The 20,677-nt window shown below is 70.2% G+C and carries 19 protein-coding genes and 1 pseudogene; 14 read left to right on the top strand and 6 right to left on the bottom strand.

What is annotated here, in order from left to right; genetic code table 11:
• Positions 1–97: 97 nt before the first annotated feature.
• Positions 98–961: a hypothetical protein gene (locus ITP53_RS03725; protein WP_195893848.1), complete on the top strand. Its 864-nt coding sequence runs from the start codon at positions 98–100 to the stop codon at positions 959–961.
• Between the two features lie 322 nt (positions 962–1,283).
• A complete protein-coding gene (gene bldC / locus ITP53_RS03720; protein ID WP_013133571.1) occupies positions 1,284–1,487 on the top strand; it encodes a developmental transcriptional regulator BldC in 204 nt (67 codons plus the stop codon).
• A 214-nt stretch (positions 1,488–1,701) separates the two neighbouring features.
• On the opposite strand, the pseudogene ITP53_RS60945 reads toward bldC, so the two are convergent.
• Positions 1,702–2,199 (bottom strand): annotated as a pseudogene (locus tag ITP53_RS60945) (TetR/AcrR family transcriptional regulator); the annotation flags it as partial.
• 243 nt (positions 2,200–2,442) lie between these two features.
• On the opposite strand from ITP53_RS60945, the gene ITP53_RS03710 reads away from it, so the two are divergent.
• The 4 genes from ITP53_RS03710 (at position 2,443) to ITP53_RS03695 (ending at position 6,392) form a co-directional block, all read left to right on the top strand.
• A complete protein-coding gene (locus tag ITP53_RS03710; RefSeq protein ID WP_407941211.1) occupies positions 2,443–3,492 on the top strand; it encodes a LacI family DNA-binding transcriptional regulator in 1,050 nt (349 codons plus the stop codon).
• A gap of 121 nt (positions 3,493–3,613) precedes the next feature.
• Positions 3,614–3,862, top strand: a complete 249-nt coding sequence (locus tag ITP53_RS03705) for a hypothetical protein (RefSeq protein ID WP_195893847.1) — start codon at positions 3,614–3,616, stop codon at positions 3,860–3,862.
• A 107-nt stretch (positions 3,863–3,969) separates the two neighbouring features.
• The gene (locus ITP53_RS03700) at positions 3,970–4,803 is read left to right on the top strand and encodes an N-acetylmuramoyl-L-alanine amidase (RefSeq protein ID WP_195893846.1); all 834 of its coding nucleotides are present in this window, start codon (positions 3,970–3,972) and stop codon (positions 4,801–4,803) included.
• Positions 4,800–6,392, top strand: coding sequence for a beta-N-acetylhexosaminidase (locus ITP53_RS03695; RefSeq protein WP_195893845.1), 1,593 nt, complete (start codon positions 4,800–4,802; stop codon positions 6,390–6,392). Before ITP53_RS03700 ends, ITP53_RS03695 begins: the two co-directional genes overlap by 4 nt.
• 6 nt (positions 6,393–6,398) lie before the next feature.
• On the opposite strand, the gene ITP53_RS03690 is transcribed toward ITP53_RS03695, so the two are convergent.
• Genes ITP53_RS03690 through ITP53_RS03680 form a run of 3 tightly spaced genes read right to left on the bottom strand, consistent with a single transcriptional unit; the run spans position 6,399 to position 8,714 of the window.
• Positions 6,399–6,953: a GNAT family N-acetyltransferase gene (locus ITP53_RS03690; protein ID WP_195893844.1), complete on the bottom strand. Its 555-nt coding sequence runs from the start codon at positions 6,951–6,953 to the stop codon at positions 6,399–6,401.
• Between the two features lie 51 nt (positions 6,954–7,004).
• On the bottom strand, positions 7,005–8,057 hold the full coding sequence (locus ITP53_RS03685) for a quinone-dependent dihydroorotate dehydrogenase (RefSeq protein ID WP_195893843.1): 1,053 nt from the start codon (positions 8,055–8,057) through the stop codon (positions 7,005–7,007).
• Positions 8,058–8,063: 6 nt separating this feature from the next.
• Positions 8,064–8,714, bottom strand: a complete 651-nt coding sequence (locus tag ITP53_RS03680; protein WP_195893842.1) for a response regulator — start codon at positions 8,712–8,714, stop codon at positions 8,064–8,066.
• A gap of 19 nt (positions 8,715–8,733) precedes the next feature.
• Here ITP53_RS03680 and ITP53_RS03675 point away from each other — a divergent pair, with 19 nt between their 5' ends.
• From ITP53_RS03675 to ITP53_RS03655, 5 genes are all read left to right on the top strand, one after another.
• Positions 8,734–9,108, top strand: a complete 375-nt coding sequence (locus tag ITP53_RS03675; protein WP_195893841.1) for a tautomerase family protein — start codon at positions 8,734–8,736, stop codon at positions 9,106–9,108.
• A gap of 37 nt (positions 9,109–9,145) precedes the next feature.
• Positions 9,146–10,525 carry a dihydrolipoyl dehydrogenase gene (gene lpdA, locus ITP53_RS03670; RefSeq protein WP_195893840.1) on the top strand — a complete coding sequence of 460 codons (1,380 nt, stop codon included), beginning with the start codon at positions 9,146–9,148 and terminating at the stop codon, positions 10,523–10,525.
• Between the two features lie 270 nt (positions 10,526–10,795).
• Complete coding sequence (locus ITP53_RS03665; protein WP_236050406.1) at positions 10,796–11,281, top strand: hypothetical protein; 486 nt, start codon at positions 10,796–10,798, stop codon at positions 11,279–11,281.
• A gap of 169 nt (positions 11,282–11,450) precedes the next feature.
• Positions 11,451–12,296 (top strand): alpha/beta fold hydrolase, encoded by an 846-nt coding sequence (locus tag ITP53_RS03660; protein ID WP_195893839.1) that lies wholly within the window; start codon positions 11,451–11,453, stop codon positions 12,294–12,296.
• Positions 12,297–12,321: 25 nt separating this feature from the next.
• Positions 12,322–12,933, top strand: a complete 612-nt coding sequence (locus tag ITP53_RS03655) for a TetR/AcrR family transcriptional regulator (protein ID WP_195893838.1) — start codon at positions 12,322–12,324, stop codon at positions 12,931–12,933.
• A gap of 156 nt (positions 12,934–13,089) precedes the next feature.
• Here ITP53_RS03655 and ITP53_RS03650 read toward each other — a convergent pair whose 3' ends face one another.
• Entirely contained in the window at positions 13,090–13,503 is a 414-nt protein-coding gene (locus ITP53_RS03650; protein ID WP_236050405.1) for a LuxR C-terminal-related transcriptional regulator, read from the bottom strand.
• Positions 13,504–13,550: 47 nt separating this feature from the next.
• Between ITP53_RS03650 and ITP53_RS03645 the strand changes: the two genes are divergently transcribed.
• Complete coding sequence (locus ITP53_RS03645; protein WP_195893836.1) at positions 13,551–13,748, top strand: alpha/beta hydrolase; 198 nt, start codon at positions 13,551–13,553, stop codon at positions 13,746–13,748.
• A gap of 154 nt (positions 13,749–13,902) precedes the next feature.
• Positions 13,903–17,523 carry a S8 family peptidase gene (locus ITP53_RS03640; RefSeq protein WP_195893835.1) on the top strand — a complete coding sequence of 1,207 codons (3,621 nt, stop codon included), beginning with the start codon at positions 13,903–13,905 and terminating at the stop codon, positions 17,521–17,523.
• A 9-nt stretch (positions 17,524–17,532) separates the two neighbouring features.
• Here the strand turns inward: ITP53_RS03640 and ITP53_RS03635 are convergent, their stop codons facing one another.
• Positions 17,533–18,513, bottom strand: a complete 981-nt coding sequence (locus ITP53_RS03635) for a helix-turn-helix transcriptional regulator (RefSeq protein WP_195893834.1) — start codon at positions 18,511–18,513, stop codon at positions 17,533–17,535.
• Between the two features lie 120 nt (positions 18,514–18,633).
• On the opposite strand from ITP53_RS03635, the gene ITP53_RS03630 reads away from it, so the two are divergent.
• On the top strand, positions 18,634–20,676 hold the full coding sequence (locus tag ITP53_RS03630; protein ID WP_195893833.1) for a cellulose binding domain-containing protein: 2,043 nt from the start codon (positions 18,634–18,636) through the stop codon (positions 20,674–20,676).
• The last annotated feature ends 1 nt before the right edge of the window (position 20,677 follow it).

The raw sequence follows: 20,677 nt of genomic DNA, 5'->3' as shown, positions 1-20,677 counted from the left end.
TCCCTGTCCGGTCCGCCGCACCGTCGCGGCGGAGATCACCCACAGCGTAGTAAGCCGCGACGATGCATGCCGGTGCGCTTCGTGACACGATGCCTCCGTGCTGCCCTATGCCGCCTACCTCCGCGTCTATGAGCCACTGACCGCGTTCGCCGAGTCCGAGCGCAAGGTGTGGGCCGACTACGCCGACTCACGTGACCGCCCGCGACGCGCGAACGCGCTCAATGCGGAGCACGGCGAGTCGGTGATGCGCCTGCTCGGCATGCCCCCTCAACCCGTTCCCGCCCAGGAGAGCCCCAACGCCTATCTACGGCGCGTTGAGGACCGCCTGTACGTCTGTCCCTGGCAATCGCGGTTGCGGTCGTGGCTGGCGTTCTCAAGGCTGCGTGGCACCACTCCTGTGAAGGTCATGGACCGCCTCGTGCCCAAGACCGTCGCGGAGCAGACCGCAGACGACTTCGACCGGTTCAAGCGGAAGGCCGGTTCGTCCGCGTTGCGCACCCACATCCGGACCACGGCGTGGCATGTGCCGCCATCGTGGTTCGTGCCGTTTGATGGGAACGAGCGCTGGCTGGTGCTCGGCTCCGCCACCCCGGGGCAGGACGTGACGACCACTACGGGCCGTAATCTGATCTACGTCACCTCCATGGCCCAGGCGAGGAGACGGGCGGCCCGCGCGCTCAACGTGCTGCGCAGGCACCTGGGCGACGTGGCGGCCAACTTCGACGTGGAGGACATCGCGAGGTGGCTGGAGGAGTTCCACCCGCACTCGCTGGTGGAGCTCGACTACGGCGGGCTGGTGCACCTCATGGACGACGACGCGCTGCAGGCCGACCAGTCGGTCGCGGAGCTCTCGGCCGCCCTGACGGGCCTGGACACGGGTCAAGAAGAACTTGCCTATGCCATGTATCAGAGGGTGATCCTACGGTGGAAGTCAATGCAACTGCTGGAATCTGCCAACTGAACCCCAATACGGCCGTCTGACCTGCATGAGTAGGTCACGTCTCGCGGCTGCTCTCTTCTGCGAACTGAGTAGTTTGCCGTTTTCACTGCGATACCACGAAACGTGTCGCTAGAATCACCGAGCGTGACATGGCCACGGGGGCGGGCAGTTGGGTCAAAGAAGGGCTCGCCAATCGCTCTGCGTGGCGGTATGGTCACATCGGGTGATGCCGCATATGGCTCAGAAAAGCCGCACGCTCTGTGCCATAAGGGGACATCCGTGACACGCGCAAAGGCAGTCACAGGATCGCGAAGCCGGTCCACACGGAGGAGAGGCCGCACAAATGTCAGCTCGTACACCCGAGGCCGAGCCACTGCTCACGCCCGCTGAGGTCGCGACCATGTTCAGGGTCGACCCCAAGACCGTTACGCGGTGGGCCAAGGCGGGCAAGTTGACGTCGATTCGTACCCTCGGCGGTCATCGGCGTTACCGGGAGACCGAGGTTCGCGCGCTGCTCGCGGGGATTCCGCAGCAGCGCTCGGAGTAGCTCCACGAGTAGCTCCACAAGGGGTCGTCACGAACCCAGGGGGGTTGAGGGGGTGGACCGGGCGCACTGAGGCCGGGTCCACCACTGTGACGTCGCAGGAGAAGCTGGCGCCGCCCGCCCGGCGCCATCCTTCTCTCCCCTGCGTCAGCCGGTCCAGCAGCCCGGCGACGTCGTCGTCATAGGCGGCGGCGACACCGAGCAGCGCGACCATGTGGTCGACCATCATGCTCTCGAGTGTCAGCCGCTCCACGTCCCGGTGCTCCAGCCAGTCGAGGCCGGCCGTCTCCACGGAGGCGATCCACGACCGCAGGGTCGTACGCAGCACGGGGCTCGGCTTCTCGACGCCCATCTGCCTCTGGACGAGGCGGAACAACCGACGGCGCACGCCGTCGACGATCTCCCCGACCTCGCCCGTCCCGTTGGCCGGGCAGCCGCGCAGCATCGCGGCGAAGCCGGCCGCGTGCTCCTCGACGAAGTCGAGATAGCGCCCGAGCCCGGAGGCCAGCTCGTCGAGCGGCCCGCCGTCCCCCTGCGACCGCAGCCGGGACTCCAGCTGGTCCGCCGCGCTCCGCAGCGCGGCCACGTAGAGCTCCTGCTTGCTGCCGAAGTAGTGGTAGACGAGGGCCCGCGAAGCTCCTGCCGCCGAGGCCACGTCGTCGATCGAGACGTCTTCCGCGTCGCGGATGCTGAACAACTCCAGTGCGGCCGCCATGAGCTCTTCCCGGCGGCGGTCCACGCTCAGCCGGCGCCGCGGCCGTGCCGTCTGGGCTGACTTCCCGGGTGTCACATCTGCACAGTAGCCGAAGCCTTATCCGGCGCTGCACCAGTGGCTGGGCGTCTCACTGACCGGTCAATATCGGCATCCCGACGTCAATCCGTGACTGAAGCCGTACCCTGCGGCGAACTCGATCGTTTGGTCAGACAGGTGCCCATTTCCGCATCGCGGGGGAGACACATGTCAGGACCGCCCGTCAACACTTCGATCATCACCGACCTAAGAGAGGTAGACGCACTGCCTCGGCCCAGACCGACCATCCGCAACGTCGCCGAGCTAGCCGGCGTCTCGAAATCGCTGGTCTCTCTCGTGCTGCGCGGATCCCCGCACGTGAGCGAGCACCGGCGCCAGGCCGTGCTACAGGCCGCCCGCGAGCTCGGCTACCGGCCGAACGCGGTCGCGCGCAGCCTGGTCGAAGGGCGTACGCATCTGGTGGGCGCGCTCGTCGCCGACCTGCACAATCCGTTCTACGCCGAGTTCCTCGACGGCCTGCAGGAGAGCCTGCACGGCGACGGCCTGCGCATGCTGATCGGGAACAGCCAGTGGGACCCGGCGTTCGAGGACGAGGCCGTCGAGGCCTTCCTCGAGCTGCGGGTCGACGGGCTCGTTCTCTTAGGCATCGCGCCGACCAGCGAGACGCTGATCGAGGCCACCGCCTACACCCCGACCGTCGTCGTAGGGGAACGTGACATCGAGCTCGACGGCGTCGACATCGTGGTCGACGACGACCAGCTCGGCGCCCGCCTGGCCATCGACCATCTGGTCGAGCTCGGGCACAAACGCATCGCGCACATCGAGGGGCCACGCTCATCGCGTTGCGAGGGCTATCTCGTGGCCATGCGCAGGCACTCGCTGGCGCCGTACATCATGGTGGAGGCCGCGGAGGCGACCGAGGACGGCGGCAGGGAGGCGGCGCTGGCGCTGCTCAGCCGCGACCCCAGGCCCACCGCGATCTTCGCGGCCAATGACGTGGTGGCGCTCGGCGTGCTCGCGGCCGCGGGCGAACTGGGCCTGAGCGTGCCCGGGGACCTATCGATCATCGGGTACGACAACACCCACCTGTCGGCGTCCAGGCACGTCTCGCTGACCTCGGTCGACCAGCCCCGCCGGGCCATGGGCAGATCGGCGGCGGCGCTGCTGAGCGACCGGATCGGCGACCCCGCCAAGCGGGCGCGCCTGCGCGAGATCCACCCCCAGCTGATCGTGCGACGGAGCACGGGACCGGCCTAAGAGCAGCCCAAACCTGGGTCAAGACGCAAGGAGGCGGGGCCGCACGGCGGTTAACTCGGCAGGGTCATGCTATTGGTGACCGGATTCGGTTCGGTCACGATCTGATCCGGGGGGAACAGTCATGCGTGATCCAGAACTGGTGTCCTGCGCCCAGCGCGCGGCGGCCGAGCTCGAGCGCGCCTGGGGACAGTGGCGGGCGGGGAGAGGGCGTGGCACCGACGCCGGCGCGGAGTCGGTCGCCAGCTACGTCGCCCACTCCCTCGACCACCCGTGGGGCCGCCCCCGCGTCGTCCTCGGGCTCGACGCCGAGGACGCGCGGGAGCTGGCCGCCCTGCTCGAGCGGCAGGAGGTCGGCGAGCACGTCTGGTGAGTCCCGTCTGGGGAGTACGTCTCGCGGGCGTCACGCGCCCTGCTTCTCACATGACGCTTCTCACAAGACGGGGTCCGGGAACGGGGGCCTGCCGTAGGTTGGAGTGCATGCGTGCTCTTCCAGCCTTAGTGCTCGCCGTCTGCGGCCTGATCGCCTCGGCGTGCGGTGCCGCCGTCCCCGGTGACGCCGCGGCAGGCCGGGAGCCCGTGGTGACGCAGGCTCCGGCGAGCGAGCCTTCGGTGAGTGATCCTCCGGTGAGCGAGGACTCGCCGGAGGCCAAGCCGCTCGACGGCAAGGTCGTCGTCATCGACCCGGGCCACAACGGGGGCAACTACCGCGCTCCTGCCGCCATCAACAGGAAGGTCAACGTTCTGACCCACTGGAAGGCGTGCGACACGACCGGCACCGACACGGCCGGCGGCTACAGCGAGGCCGCCTTCACCTGGGACGTCTCCAACCGGCTCCGCAAGATACTCAAGAGCCGCGGCGCGACGGTCAAGCTCACCAGGAAGAGCAACGACGGCGTGGGCCCGTGCATCACCGAGCGGGCCGCGATCGGCAACCAGGCCGGGGCGGACGCGGCGATCTCCGTGCACGCCGACGGCTCGGCACCCGGCAACCGCGGGTTCCACGTCATCATGCCGAAGAAGATCAACGGGCCGGTGGACAAGGTCGTGCGCGCCTCCGACAGGCTGGGCCTGGCCGTACGCGCCGCCTTGACCGAGGGGACGCGCCTGCCGTACTCCACCTACATCGGCGCCAAGGCCCTCGACTACCGCGACGACCTGGGCGGTCTCAACCTCTCGACCGTGCCGAAGGTCCTCGTGGAGTGCGGCAACATGAAGAACCCCGGCGAGGCGGCCAAGTTCCTGGATCCGAAATTCCGGCAGCGGATCGCGGTGGCGCTGGCGAACGGATTGCAGCACTATCTCAAAGCATGATTCCTCGCCCACAGCTGCTCAACGAGCTTTCCGCCTCCTGCGAGCTGACGGCCGGCTCGATCGTGTCCGGCGATCTCGCCGACGCCGTACGCCACGCGCTCCCCTTGCTCGACCTGCGCCCCGGCGACTCGGGTGAGATCGACGTCCGGCTGGATCCCGGGCTCGGCGAGGAGGCGTACCGGCTGACCACCGGGTCGCGCGGGGTGGAGATCGCAGCCGGCGGGCGGGCCGGGGCCTTCTACGCTGCGCAGTCGCTGCACCAGCTGCTGCCCGACGCGTCCTACCGGTTCTCCACCCGGGCGTCGTGGCCGGTGCCCGGGGTGCGGATCGAGGACGCGCCGCGGTTCGCGTGGCGGGGGGTCCACCTGGACGTGGCCCGGCATTTCCTGCCCAAGCGGGAGATCCTCCGGCTCATCGACCTGCTGGCGGTGCACAAGCTGAACCGGCTTCATCTGCACCTGGTGGACGACCAGGGGTGGCGAGTGGAGAGCAGGGCGTACCCGCTGTTGCAGGAGGTGGCCTCGCACCGGCCGCGTACGGCGGTCAACCATCACGGGGAGCCTGCGGCGTACGACGAGGTCCCGCACGGGGGCTACTACACGCTCGACGACCTGGCGGAGATGGGCGCGTACGCACGGGCGCGGTGCGTGACGATCGTGCCCGAGATCGACGTGCCGGGACACGCTTCGGCGGTCCTGGCGGCGTACCCGGCGCTCGGGGCCACCGGGGAGCGGCACGACGTGCTGGACCGGTGGGGCATCTCGCCCGCGATCCTGGCGCCGCTGCCGCCGACCGTCGAGTTCCTGACCACGATCTTCGACGAGCTGATCGGCGCCCTGGGCGAGACTCCCTACGTGCACATCGGCGGTGACGAGGTGGTGCTCGACCACTGGGCCGCCTCGGCGGAGATCACGGCGTACCGCGACTCGCTCGGGCTGGCCACCGCCAACGACCTGCAGGCGTGGTTCCTGCGGCAACTGGCGGACGCGCTGGCCGAGCGGGGCGCCCGCGCGGTGGTGTGGGACGAGGCGTTCGTCAGCGGCGGGCTGCGGCAGGACACGATCGTCATGCCCTGGCGCGGCATGGGCGTGGGCAGGCGCGCCGCGGCGGCGGGGCACGACGTGGTGGCGACGCCGGTGTTCCCGCTGTACCTCGACTACGCCGAGGCCGGCTCGCCCGACGAGCCGATGGCCATCGGCGACGCGATCACGGTCGAGGACGTCGCCGCGTTCGAGCCGGCGCCCGGGGACTGGACGCCGGAGGAGCGCGCACGGGTCCTGGGGGCGCAGGCGCAGCTCTGGACCGAGCGCGTGCCCGACGCCCGTACTGTGGACTACCGCCTGTGGCCGAGGGCCTGCGCGCTCGCGGAGGTGGCCTGGTCGGGCGGCGCGCAAGCGGACTTCGACGGCCGGCTGGCCGAGCACCTCGGCCGGCTGGACGCCATCGGCGTGGAGTACCGCCCTCTCGCCGGCCCGCACCCGTGGCAGCGGCGGCGGCCGCACCGGGCGGGCAGGACGCAGGTCAGGGCGGTGATGGAGCGCATCGACGAGATGACGCACGACGCGGAGTCCACCAGGCCCAGCGTGTGAGCCCGATCAGAAGGCCGGGCGGTCGTTCAGAATGCGCTGGAACAGGTGGTGGTCCTGCCACCTGCCGTCGATCTCCAGGTAGCGCGGGGCGGTGCCGAACCGTTCGAAGCCGGCCTTGCGCAGGACGCTCTGGGAGGCCACGTTGTCGAGCAGCGTGCCCGCCGCGATCCTGTGCAGGCCGAGGTCCTGGTCGGCCATCCTGCACACCTCCAGCGCGGCCTGGGTGGCCAGGCCGCGCCCGGTGTAGTCGGCGTCGATCCAGTAGCCCATTTGGGCGTTGAGGAACGGGCCGCGGACGATGTCGTTGAGCGTCACGCGGCCCACGATTCGCTCACCGTCGGTGAGCGCCCACGGCATCGCCTGGTCCCTGGCCTGCTGCTGCAGCAGGCCCTTGAGCCGGATGGCCTGGCCCGCCAGGGTGTAGAAGTCCTCGGGCCTGCGCGGCTCCCAGCGCCGCAGGTGCTCGCGGTTGCGGATGCAGGCGGCCAGCAGGGCCTCGGCGTCCTGCTCGGTCATCTGGCGCAGGACCACGCCCCCGGCGAGGGTCACATCTTCGATCATCGCCCCACAATAGGAGATATATCCGGCGGGCTTCCGCGACGCGGGCGAGTGTCAGGCGGTGCGGCCGATCGCCTCGGTGATGGATTTCATGCCGTGGCGGCGGACCCGGCGGGAGAGTTGCCGGTGGATGCGGGAAGCCCACAGCGGGCCGCCGTAGATCCAGCCGGTGTAGCCCTGGACCAGGGTGGCCCCGGCCAGGAGGCGTTCCCAGACGTCGTCCACGTCCTCGACCCCGCCCACCGACACCAGCGTGAGGCGGTCGCCCACCTTGGCGCGCAGGCGGCGCAGGACCTCCAGGGAGCGCGCCTTGAGCGGGCGTCCTGACAGGCCACCCGTCTCGCCGCCGTGCCTGATCGTGGTGTTGGTCGCGATGATGCCGTCCAGGCCGAGCTCCACGGCCAGGTCGGCGACCGCGTCGACGTCCTCGTCCGCGAGGTCGGGTGCGATCTTGACCAGCAGCGGAGTACGGCGCGGCGTGGCGTCGGCGACCTCCTTGACCGCCGCGAGGAGCGGTCGCAGCAGGGAGACGGCCTGGAGGTTGCGCAGCCCTGGCGTGTTGGGCGAGCTGACGTTGACCACCAGGTAGTCGGCCGGCGGGGCGAGCCGCCTGGCGCTGGCGACGTAGTCGGCGACGGCCTCGGCCTCGGGCACCACCTTGGTCTTGCCGATGTTCACCCCGATCACGACGGGAACGCCTCGGGTGCGGCTCAGGCGGCGGGCGGCGGCCGCCGCGCCGGCGTTGTTGAAGCCCATCCTGTTGATCACGGCGTACTCCCGCACCAGCCTGAACAGGCGGGGGCGTGGATTGCCCGGCTGGGCGCGGGCGGTGATCGTGCCGACCTCGACGTGGCCGAAGCCGAGCGCGGCGATGCCCTCGGCGCAGGCGGCGTCCTTGTCGAAGCCGGCGGCCAGCCCGAGCGGGCCGGGGAAGTGCACGCCGAACGCGGTCACCCGCAGCGCCGGGTCGTGCGGTGCGAGTGCCCGGTGGAGCAGCCGCTTGAGCATGGGGGCGCGCGCGAGGAGCGCGAGGGCCCGGACGGTCAGATGGTGCACGGCCTCGGCGTCGAAACGCCGCAAGACCTGCGCGAACACGAGGCGATACATCACGGGTCAGGCTACCAATCCCGCCTCGTGGGCGATGATCGCGGCCTGTACGCGGTTGCGTACGTCGAGCCGGGTGAGGATGGCGCTCACGTACGCCTTGACCGTGCCCTCCACGATGTGCAGCCTGCGGGCGATCTCCGCGTTGGACAGACCGGCGCCGAGCAGGGCGAGCACCTCGCGCTCGCGCTCCGTGAGGCTCTCGATGCGGTCGCGGGCCGCCGCCCCCCTGGTCATCCGGCCGCCCGCGAGCTGGGCGATGACGCGCTGCGCGACCTTCGGCGACAGGTACGCCGCCCCCTCCGCGACCGCGTGGATCCCGGCGATCAGCTCGCGTGGGTCGCCGGACTTGAGCAGGAACCCGCCCGCCCCGAAGTCGAGCGCCTTGGCGATGTAGTCGTCCTCCCCGAACGTGGTCAGCATCACCACCGCCGTCTCCGGCGCGACCCGGCGGATCTCGGCCGCCGCGGCCAGGCCGTCGAGCCTGGGCATGCGGATGTCGAGCAGCGCCACGTCGGGGCGGTGGCTGATGGCCAGGTCGACGGCCTGCCTGCCGTCGCCAGCCTCGGCCACCACCTCCAGGGCGGGGTCCGAGCCGAGGATGGCCCGGAGCCCGGCACGCATCATGGCTTCGTCGTCGGCCAGCAGTATGCGGATCACGCCCTCTATATTGGCCGACATGGCTCAGGTGAAGGTGTACGGGCGCCGCGACGTGTGGGCGGGACGCCGGCGGGAGGTCTCCGACCTCATCCAGTCGTGCCTGGTCAGCGCGTGGGGTCTGCCGGAGGAGAAGCGGTTCCATCGGTTCCTGTTGCTGGACGCCGACGATTTCGTCTGCCCGCAGCGCGGTGACGCCTATCTGATCATCGAGATCGTCTGCTTCACGGGGCGCAGCGACGACGCCAAGCGGGCGCTGATCCGGGAGATCTACGACAAGTTCGGATACTATGCCGAGGACGTGGAGATCACGATCATCGAGATGCCCAAGGTGAACTGGGGCATCCGCGGGGTCCCGGCGGATGAGCTCGCGCTGCCGTACGAGGTGGAGGTCTAGCGTCGGGTGTGCGCGGCCGGACGGTATGGTCCGACTCATGAGCACTCACTATGACGTCGTCGTTCTCGGCGCGGGTCCGGGAGGATATACGGCCGCGGTCCGCGCCGCCCAGCTCGGACTGCGCACCGCAGTCGTCGAGGAGAAGTACTGGGGTGGCGTCTGCCTGAACGTGGGCTGCATCCCGTCCAAGGCGCTGCTGCGCAATGCCGAGCTCGCCCACATCTTCCACAACGAGGCCAAGACCTTCGGCATCAGCGGCGAGGTCAGCTTCGACTACGGCGCGGCCTTCCAGCGCAGCCGCAAGGTGGCCGACGGGCGGGTCAAGGGCGTTCACTACCTGATGAAGAAGAACGCCATCACCGAGTACGACGGCCGCGGCACGTTCCTGGACGCCAACACGCTCCAGGTGAACGGCGAGACGATCACGTTCTCCCACTGCATCATCGCGGCCGGGGCCACCACCAGGCTCATCCCCGGCACGCAGCTGTCGGAGCGGGTGGTGACGTACGAGGAGCAGATCCTCACCGAGGAGCTGCCGCGCAGCATCGTCATCGCGGGCGCGGGCGCGATCGGCGTTGAGTTCGCGTACGTGCTGCACAACTACGGCGTCAAGGTGACGATCGTGGAGTTCCTCGACCGGGTGGTCCCGCTGGAGGACGAGGAGGTGTCGGCCGAGCTGGCCAAGCGCTACAAGCGGCTCGGCATCGAGGTGCTGACCTCGACCCGCGTGGACGCCATCGAGGACAGCGGCGCCTCCGTCAAGGTCACCGTCACCAAGGGCGGCCAGACGCAGGTCATCGAGGCGGACAAAGTCCTGCAGGCCATCGGGTTCCAGCCGCGCGTCGACGGCTACGGCCTGGAGAAGACCGGCGTGGCGCTGACCGACCGGGGCGCGATCGCGGTGGACGGGCGCTGCCGGACGAACGTGCCGCACATCTACGCCATCGGCGACGTCACCGCCAAGCTGATGCTGGCGCACGCCGCGGAGTCCATGGGCGTCATCGCCGCCGAGACGATCGCTGACGCGGAGACCATGGAGCTCGACTACGTGATGATCCCGCGGGCGACCTACTGTCAGCCGCAGGTGGCGAGCTTCGGCTACACCGAGGCGCAGGCGCGTGACCTGGGCTACGACGTGAAGGTGGCGAAGTTCCCGTTCACGGCGAACGGCAAGGCGCACGGGCTCGGCGACACGGCCGGGTTCGTCAAGATCATCAGCGACGACACGCACGGCGAGCTGCTCGGCGCCCACCTGATCGGGCCCGAGGTGACGGAGCTGCTGCCGGAGCTGACCCTGGCGCAGCAGTGGGACCTGACCGTGCACGAGGTGGCGCGCAACGTGCACGCCCACCCGACGCTCGGCGAAGCGGTCAAGGAGGCCATCCACGGCCTCGCCGGGCACATGATCAACATGTGAGCCCTGGTGATCGGTACGGCCCCGGGCCGTACCGATCACTCCCATCCCGGCCTGGGCCTGAACCGGAGCTCGGGCCTGGACCCCGACTGGAGCTCGGGCCTGGACCCCGACTGGAGCTCGGGCCTGGACCCGGGCTGGAGCCTGGGCCTGGACCCGGGCTGGAGTGCCGCATTCTCACCGGATCTTCAGAATCCACTGAGAATTCTCTGAGAAGAGCCGGACAGGTTTGAGTCGACCCTGCAAATCTCACCTCCGGACGGTGGCCCGCCCATGACCTCGACCTCCGAGACCTCCGAGCAGCCCACCCGCCAACGACTCGCCGGGAGCAAACTCCTGACGCCACGCGTCGGCCTGCTGGCCCTCGTCGCGATCGGCATCGTGGGGGCCGGGCTGGAGCTCGCCTTCGAGCGCCACTGGCAGACCCCGGTGCAATTCATCCCCTGGTCCGCCCTCCTGCTCCTCGGGATCGCGCTGGTGCTCCTCGCCGCGGGCGGGTCCCCGCGTACGCTCACCGTGGTCCGCGTGCTGGCGCTGGTCGTCCTGCTCGCCTCGGCGTACGGCGTCTACATGCACGTGTCCGTCAATTACGGCGCGGGCGCGTTCGACCCCGCATGGGAGGGCCTCTCGCCGCTCACCCAGTGGTGGTACGCACTCACCAAGTCGGTCGGTTCCGCGCCGCCGCTCGCGCCCGGCATGCTCGCCCAGAGCGCGCTGCTGCTCCTGCTCGCCTCGACCATCAAGCGGCCCGGCCACTGACCCTGGAACCGCCGGCCCAGCAGTCGTGGGCGATACTGCTCAGCAATTCGCGCAGGTGGAACAGCGGCATGCGGTCCTGCCGACCGACCATCACCGCACACCGAACCATATGGGGTTATGTTGGTCAGATGACTTGGTCGCTTGACCAACTTCTCGAAACGGAGACCCCATGCGCATCCAGGTGAACGGCACGTCGTTATTCGCGGACGTCGAAGGCCCCGGCCTGGTCCCCGACGGGGACACGATGCGGGAGAAGCCCACCCTCCTGCTGCTCCACGGCGGCCCGGGGCACGACCACTCGATCTTCAAGCCCGCGTACGGACGCCTCGCCGACCTCGCCCAGATCGTGTACGTCGACCAGCGCGGCAACGGCCGCAGCCAGGACTCCGACCCGGCGACCTGGAATCTCGACCAGTGGGCCGACGACATCCCCGCCCTGTGCGACGCCCTCGGCATCACCAAGCCGATCGTCCTCGGCTGGTCGTTCGGGGGCATCGTCGCGATGCACTACGCCGGCCGGCATCCCGATCACCCCGCCAGGCTGATCCTGCAGAGCACGATGGCGCGCATGGACGTCGATCTGGTCGTCGAGGGATTCCGTACGGAGGCGGGCGAGGCGGCGGCGCTGGCCGCCAAGGCGTTCCTCACGGAGGGTACGCCGGAGACGTTCGCGGCTTTCGGGCGGTTGTGTGCGCCCGCGTACAGTCCGGACCCGGCCTTTCCCTCGACCGAGGACGTTCACGCCATGCTGCGGATGGTCCCCAACCCCGAGCTGACCATGAGGTTCCTCTCGCAGGAGCGGTTCGACCTGCGGCCCGGTCTCGCGGCGATCCGGTGTCCGACGCTGGTCGTCGCGGGCTCCCGTGACCCGATCACGCCGCTGACCATGGCCGACGAGATCATGGCGGCGCTGCCCGTGGGGTCGCGACTGGAGGTATTCGACAAGTCCGGACATTTCATACCTGACACCGAAGGGGAGCGGTTCTTCGCCCTCCTGCGTTCCTTCATCGTGTGATGTCATGTGACATCGTGTAGCTCTCATGACCTACTTGTCCGCCGATGAGCGGCGACGCCTCATCGTCGACGCCGCCGTACACGTGATCGCCACCGAGGGCCTGGCCCGCGCGACCACCCGCCGCATCGCGGAGCAGGCGCAGGTGCCGCTCGGCAGCCTCCACTACTGCTTCCGCAACAAGGACGAGCTCAACCTGCTGATCCTCGAACGCGGCCAGGCCACCATGCGGACCGCGTTCGAGGATCTGCGCGAAGGCGGGTTCGAGGCGACCCTGCGCGAGATCGTCGCCATGTACTGGCGGTGGATCCGGGACCACCTCGGGCTCCATCTGGCGCTGGTGGAGCTGCTCATGTGGGCGATCCGCAACAAGGAGACCCTGATCCCGAAGGAGGCCGACCTCTGGGCCGCGGTGAACGCCCCGTTCGGCGGCGATCTCATCGAAGCCCGCCTCACCGCCGCCGCCGAGGCGGACGGCCTCCGGACGGCCGTTCCCGTCCGCGAGCTCACCCGCTTCCTCATCCACCGGATGGACGGACTGGTCTTCGAGTACGCGGAGACGGCGGACGAGGCGGGTTGCGAGCGGCAGACCCTTCTCCTGGCCGACGCCCTCCTCCATCTCGCCCTGCGCCCAGGATGAAACGGAACCCCTCATCCCCGAGGGCCGATGTCCTCTGTCCCTGAACTCAGCGTCCTCTGTCCCGGAGATCGACGCCCTCAGCCCGGGGCCCCTCATTCCCGGAGGCCGACGCCCTCAGCCTCCGGACCCGCGTTCTCTGCTCTGGGGGCGGCGCCCTCAGCCCTGGGGTCCGGCGTCGCGCAGTAGGAGGGCTGCCTGCACCCGGTTGGCGCAGCCCAGCTTGGTCAGGATGCGGCTCACGTACGTCTTGACGGTGGCCTCGCTCATGTGGAGCCGCCTGCCCACCTCGACGTTGGACAGCCCTTCGGCCACCTCGCGGAGAACGTCGAGTTCGCGAGGGGTGAGCGCGGCCAGCCGCCGAGCGGCGTCACGGCCGCGCTCGCCCGTGTCGAACGAGACCATGCCCAGCACGTGCCGCGTCACGGCGGGCGACAGGTACGCCTGGCCCGCGTGCGCTGCGCGGACCGCCCGGATCAGCTCGTCAGGTTCACAGCTCTTCAGGACGAATCCGGAAACGCCCTGCTGGAGCGCCAGCCGTACGTTCTCCTCGTCGCCGAACGCCGTGAGCATCACCACCGGTGTGCCCGCCAGCTCCGCGGCCGCGCAAGTTGCCGCCGATGCTGGGCGCCGGGACATGGCTGGACTTCGCGGCCACGTCGCGGGTCATCGCCCAGGTACCGGGCAGCCGGACCATCGAGCATGACAGCCCGGGGCACAATCTCTTCGCCGCGATGGCCAACCCCTGCGTCATCGACCACGTCAGCAGGTACGTCACCACCCGCGAGCTACCGCCCCGCGGCACGAAGTGCGCCTGAGGGCCTACGATCACTCCACCCAGAGCGGCGGAAGTGATGTCATATTCGCGACATGTCGCCGTTTGGCCAGGCCAATACGTCCCGAGTGCTCGGATGATCCCTCATCCTCATGAACGAGTAAAGCGCATCTAAAGCACAACAGATCGGTTCGTTCATGCGATGGATCACCCGCCTCGCCGTCGCCGGCGTGGGCCTGGCCATGCTCGCCGTACCGGCGCCCGCACAGGCCGCGGAACCCGAGCCCTCGATACCCGGAGACCTGCACCGGGTCACGCTGATCACCGGTGACGTGGTGACGGTCCAGGAGTTCGCCGGCGGGAAGCGCGCCGCGACCGTGGCACCCGGCAAGGGCAGGGAGGACATCAGGTTCTTCACCAGGGAGGAGGACGGCGACCTCGTCGTCACCCCCGCCGACATGGTGCCCTACCTGTCCAGGAAGCTCGTGGACGAGCGGTTGTTCTCCGTCGGCGACCTGATCGAGCAGGGCTATGACGACGCGAGCAGCGACGTACTGCCGCTCATCCTGTCGTACAAGGAGAGCGGCGCGAAGGCCGTCACGCTGCGCAGCGTCAACGCGCGGGCCATGAAGGCGGACAAGGACGACCTGCCCGTGCTGTGGGGCATCGCCCGCGCCGGTGACGAGCCGCAGTTACGCGACGGGCTGGCCAGGGTCTGGCTCGACGGCAAGGTGTCCGCGACGCTGGAGCACAGCGTCCCGCAGGTGGGCGCTCCGCAGGCATGGCAGGACGGCTACGACGGCAAGGGCGTCAAGGTCGCCGTCCTGGACACCGGGATCGACGAGGCCCACCCCGACGTCGCCGGCAAGATCACCGAGGTACGCAACTTCACCGACGAGGAGTCGGCCAAGGACGGGCACGGGCACGGCACCCACGTCGCCGCCACCGTGGCGGGCTCGGGCACCGCGTCGAACGGGCTGCGCAAGGGCGTCGCGCCCGGCGCGGAGCTGGCGATCGGCAAGGTGCTCGACTCGCGGGGCAACGGCACGGAGTCCGAGGTGCTCGCGGGCATGGAGTGGGCGGCCAGGGACTCAGGCGCCGACGTCGTCAACATGAGCCTCGGCGGCGGTCCCACGGACGGCACCGACCCGCTCAGCACCGCAGTCGACACGCTGACGGAGGAGACCGGCACCCTGTTCGTCATCGCGGCGGGCAACGACGGCGGCGAGTACACGGTCGGCTCGCCCGGAGCGGCCACCTCCGCGCTGACCGTCGGCGCGGTGGACGCGAACGACGCGCTCGCGCCCTTCTCCAGCCGCGGCCCCCGCCTGGACGAGGCGCCCAAGCCGGACATCACCGCGCCTGGCGTGAACATCACGGCCGCCCGCGCGGCGGGCACCGGCCTGGGCACGCCCGTCGACGACCTGCACACCAGGCTCTCCGGCACGTCCATGGCCACCCCGCACGTGGCCGGCGCGGCGGCGGTCCTGGCCCAGCGCCACCCCGAGTGGAAGGCCGGGCAGCTCAAGGACGCCCTGGTGTCCACCGCGAAGACGATCGACGGGCAGACGCCGTACGAGCAGGGCGGCGGGCGGCTGGACGTGGCGCGGGCCGTACGGCAGACCGTCACGGCCACCGCCTCGCTCGGCCTCGGCGTGCTGGAGGACGGCGACACGGAAACCCCCGGCGGGACCGTCACCTACACCAACACCGGCCAGGCGCCCGTCTCCCTGACCCTCACCCCCACCCTGAACAACCTGGACGGCGACGCCCCGGCAGAGGGAGCGGTGAGCCTGTCCACGACGACGCTCACGGTGGACGCGGGGGCGAGCGCGACCGTCCAGGTCGGCGTGGACGTCGCCAAGCTGACGCACGGCAGGCACGCCGGCTACCTCACCGCCGGCACGGCGGACGGCTCGGTCGTCGCGCACACCACGCTCGCGCTGACCAGGCGCGGCAAGACGCACAAGGTCCACTTCACCGGAATCGAGCGGGACGGCAGCCCCGCCCGCGTGCCGCTGATCTCCATGTACGGCGCCGCCAGCCGCGACGACGTCCACGGCTACATCATGCGGGAGCTCGAGGGCTGGACGGTGGAGGTGCCAGCGGGCACCTACCACACCCAGGCGATCATGGGTGAGACGTCGGACGAGCTGCCGATCGACTCCCTCGTCGTCATCCCGGAGCTGGCGGTCACCGGAGACATGGAGGTCGTGCTCGACGCCAGGACAGCCGTCCCCGTCGAGATCAGGACGTCGCAGCCGGTGATCCAGGAGGGCATCTCCACCTACTACACCCACCGCACGTACGGCTCGCGCAAGATCACCCTCACTGCGATGAACTTCCCGTCGGTCGAGGGGCTCGCGGTGACCCCGACCGCGCCGGTCGCCGACGGCACATTCGAGTTCGCCTCGCGCTGGCAGCTCGCCGCGCCGCGGGTGACGACCAGGCTGGGCCGCGAGGCGCTGGTGGTACGCCCCACCATCAGGAGCCCCGAGTTCACCGGCAGGAAGCGGTGGCCGCTGGTCGACGGCGGCTCCGGGGACGTGACCGGGCTCGACGTGACCGGCAAGGCGGTCGTCATCACCAGCAAGTCGTTCGGCGACTGGACGACGGCCAAGCTGAAGGCCATCGCAGAGGCAGGCGCGGCGGCGGTGGTCGTGGTCGGTCCTGACGGCCGGGCCATGTGGCAGCCGTGGACGCCGGTGGGCGCCCGTGACCCGCTCCCCACGCTGATGATCACGCATGACCGCGGCCAGGTGCTGCTGGAGAAGGCGCGGGCCGGCGGCGCGGTGCTGGAGGCGACCGGCGCGTTCGCGACGCCGTACCTGTACGAGGTCATGCAGGTCTCCTCCGGGCGGGTGCCCGAACGGGTCGTACACGACGTGAACTGGCGTAACACGGCGCTGGTCGACACGGGCTACCAGGAGTCCGGCGGCGGCTCGTACGGCAAGGACCAGCGGTTCGGCTGGCGGCCCTGGCAGCAGTACGACCTGGACCTGCAGATGGAGACCCAGCGGAACGTACGCACCCCGCTGCGCCGGGCCGAGTACGTCAGCTCGGGCGACACCCAGTGGCAGCACGTCGTCCAGCACATGCAGACCTGGGAGTCGCAGAGCCGGCTGCGCGGCGGCATCACCGACCAGCCAAGGACGTACCGGGCGGGCGAGATCGTCAAGGAGCGGTGGTTCGGCCCCGTCGTACGGCCGGCGGCGCAGACGGCCACGCGGACCGGTGACGTCATGTCGGTCCAGGTGCCCGAGTTCGTGGACGCCGACGGGCACTACGGCTACTCCGGCGGCAGCGGCGACAAGGACACCGCCTCGGCCCGGTTCTACCGTGACGGGCAACTGGTGGAGGAGCGGGCGAACCTGCGGGGCGCCTTCCCGGCCGTGCCGCAGGACGCCGAGTACCGGCTTGAGCTGTCCACGACGCGGACCTCGGCGGAGTGGCGCTACGCCACGGCCACCGAGAGCGCGTGGACCTTCAGATCCGCCCCCGCCGAGGGGACGCAACCGCTGGCGATGCTGGGCGTGGACTACGACGTGCCCGCTGACCTGGAAGGGAAGGTACGCAGGACGCTCCCGGTCAAGCTGGGTTTCACCGCCCCTGGTGCGCGGACGCTGACGGCGGAGATGTCGTACGACGACGGGGCCACCTGGCGACGACTGCCGCTGATCCCGCTGGGCCGCGGCAGGTACACCACGTTGGCCTCCCACCGGGCGACCGGCACCGGGGTGTCCATGCGGGTCACCGCGACCGGCGCGGCGGGCAACCGGTTCGAGCAGACGATCACCCGGGCGTACGGGGTGGGGTGATCCGGGGGCTCACAACCAGCGCTCGCGGGCCGCATGCCAGGCAAGTTGCATCCTGGTCTGCGCGCCCGCGAGCCGCATCAGGTGGTAGACGCGGCGCTGCACCGTACGCTGGCTCAGCCCGAGCTGGGTGGCGATCGACTTGTCCGGCACCCCGGCGACCAGCAGCGAGAGCAGGTAGAGCTCGTCCGCGTCCAGCGGGCAGGTCGGCGCGCCGTCGGTGACCTGCCCGTCCTCCAGGAACCTGATCGGCGTGGCCCGCTCCCACTGGGTCTCGAACAGCCCGATCAGCGCCTCCAGCAGGCTGCTCCCGCGCACCAGCGCGGCGGTGGGCTCGGTCGCCCGGCCCGCGTGCTGCACCAGCGGCAGCAGCGCGGTGGACCGGTCCGCGATCATCATCCGCACCGGCAGCACGCGTACGGCGCGCGCCCGCTCGCCCAGCTTGATGCCGAACGCCACGTTGGCCACCATCCCGGGCTCCTCCAGCAGGGCCCGCTCGTAGATGACCCGGTAGTCCACGCCGCGGCCGAGCGCCTCCAGCTCCTCGGTGTTGTCCGTGGACGGCATCACCACGTGCCCGGCCCGGCAGAAGTACATGACCTCCTCGCGGGCGCTGTCCTGGAGGTGGCGTACCTGCTCGCGCAGCGCCGCCCGGCTCGGCAGCACCTCGATCAGCCGGTCGGCGTCCCTGCGGCGCAGGCTCGAACGGTATTCCTCGGCGAGCTGCTCCACCGCCTGCCGCGCCCAGTCGATCGTCTCCTGCTGCCGCACCAGCCGTGGCCCGAGCGCCACCTCCGGCGCCACCGGCGCGAACCTGCTCTCCACCACCTCGCGCGCGAGGCCCTTGTCCAGCATGGCCGACAGGGCGGTGGTGGCGGCGTCCGGTGTGATGCCCAGCTCCTCGGCGAGATCGCGCACGTCCGCCTCGCCGGCGCGTACGAGTAACCGGTAGGCCCGTTCCTCCACCTCAGCCAATCCAGCGGCTTCCAGCATGACCCCATGATGTCACTCTGACCATTTCGTGAAAGTTTCAGCGCTGGTTGACGGGCATGAGGACACACCGCATGATCATGATGCCCTTCGTGAATCCCCTGCCCATGGCAAGGTGCGCCGATGCCGAAATCCCTCTTACGAGCCGCGTCCGCCGTCGTGCTGGCGCTGGCCGCGCTGAGCGTCCCCGCGGCGCACGCCGACGAGGTCGCCCCCGTCGCGGTGACCGTGAACGCCCGTGCCGCGCTGGCCTCCGTACCCGAGACAGGCATCGGCGCCAACCACGCGATCTGGGACAGCAATCTGGGCACCGACGAGACCGCCGGCCTGCTCAAGGACGCGGGCGTGAAGCTGCTGCGCTATCCCGGCGGGTCGTACTCCGACATCTACCACTGGGCCGACCACACCGCGCCCGGCGGTTACGTGGCACCCGACACCGACTTCGACACCTTCATGAGCGGGGCGCGGCGCACCGGGGCGCAGGTGATGGTGACCGCCAACTACGGCACCGGCACCGCCGAGGAAGCCGCCGCCTGGGTACGCCACGCCAACGTCACCAAGGGCTACGGCGTCAAGCTCTGGGAGATCGGCAACGAGAACTACGGCAACGGCCGCTACGGCTCGGCCTGGGAGGCCGACGACCACGCCGACAAGAGCCCGGCCGAGTACGCCCGCCACGTCGTCGCCTACGCCGACGCGATGAAGGCCGCCGACCCGACCATCAAGATCGGCGCGGTGCTCACCACGCCGGCCAACTGGCCCGACGGCATCACCGCCGAGGGCGACGAGGGAACCTGGAACCAGGTCGTCCTGTCGGCGGCCGGACCGAAGATCGACTTCGTCATCCTGCACTGGTACCCCGGCGCCCTCGACAGGACAGCCCACGTGCCCGACATGATCCACCTCACCCGTGAGCAGATCGCGAAGCACGCGGGGCCGGGCGCCGCCGAGCGGATCGGCATCGCGATGACCGAGTTCAACACCGGGTCGAGCAGCAACGGCACCAACACCCAGCCGGGCGCGCTGGCCGCCGCCGACGCGTACGCGACACTGCTGGCGAACGGGGTGTTCACCGTCAACTGGTGGAACGTCCACAACGGCATCGGCGCCGTCACCGAGGTCGAGGGGCACACCGACTACGGTGACTTCGGCCTGCTGTCGAGCGGGGGGTGCACCTCCGACGGCAGCGTCTGCGAGCCGCCGCTGAACACCCCCTTCGCGCCGTACCACGCGCTGCGGATGGTGAGTGAGTTCGCGCATCCCGGCGACCGGTTCATCCGGGCCGCGACCGACGAGGCGCAGGTCACCGCGCACGCCGTCCGCCGCGCCAACGGCGACCTGGCCGTCATGCTGATCAACAGGTCGTCCGGCACGTCGTACCCCGTCGCGATCGACTACGCCGGCTTCTCCCCCGCGTCCGGCGCGCCCACCGTCCTGACCCACACCAACGGCGCCACCGGCATCACCCGCTCGACCACGGGAACCGCCACCGGACAGACACTGCCGCCGCTCTCCCTCACCACGCTCGTCCTGCGTCCCTCCGCGCCCCAGACCGGCCTGCCCGGCGCGCCAGGCCGTCCCACCGTCTCCGGCCTGACGGACAAGACCGCCACGATCTCCTGGCCCGCCGCCTCCCCCGGCGCGCGTCCCATCGCCAAGTACGAGGTCCACCACCAGTACGGCGCCGTCAGCGAGCAACTCGGCGAGACCCCGGGCACCTCGCTCACCGTGAACAACCTCAAACCCGGCACCCGCTACACGATCAACGTGATCACCAGGGACACCGGAGGCGGCCTCTCCTGGTCCTCCCCGCCGCTGACGTTCACGACCGGCACACCCGCCGCCGCCTCCTGCACCGTACGAGTGACCGACCAGAACGACTGGGGGAACGGCTACGTCGGCGCCATCGACATCACCAACCAGGGCGCCCCGATCAACGGCTGGACCCTGAACTTCAGCTGGCCCAGGACCTGGCAGGGCTTCGACAGCGGCTGGAGCGCCGTCTGGACGCAGACCGGCTCGGACGTCAAGGCCGTCAACGACTCCTCCAACGCCTCGCTCGCCACGGGGGCGTCGACCACGATCGGCTTCGTCGGCACCTACAGCGGCCCGAACGTCCTGCCCACCACGTTCACCCTCAACGGCACCCTCTGCACCACCCGCTGAG

Source organism: Nonomuraea cypriaca (assembly GCF_015645445.1).
In the GTDB taxonomy this organism is placed as follows: Bacteria; Actinomycetota; Actinomycetes; order Streptosporangiales; family Streptosporangiaceae; genus Nonomuraea; species Nonomuraea cypriaca.
The sequence above is the reverse complement of the archived record's forward strand: the minus strand, read 5'-3'. Positions and strand labels throughout refer to the sequence as shown.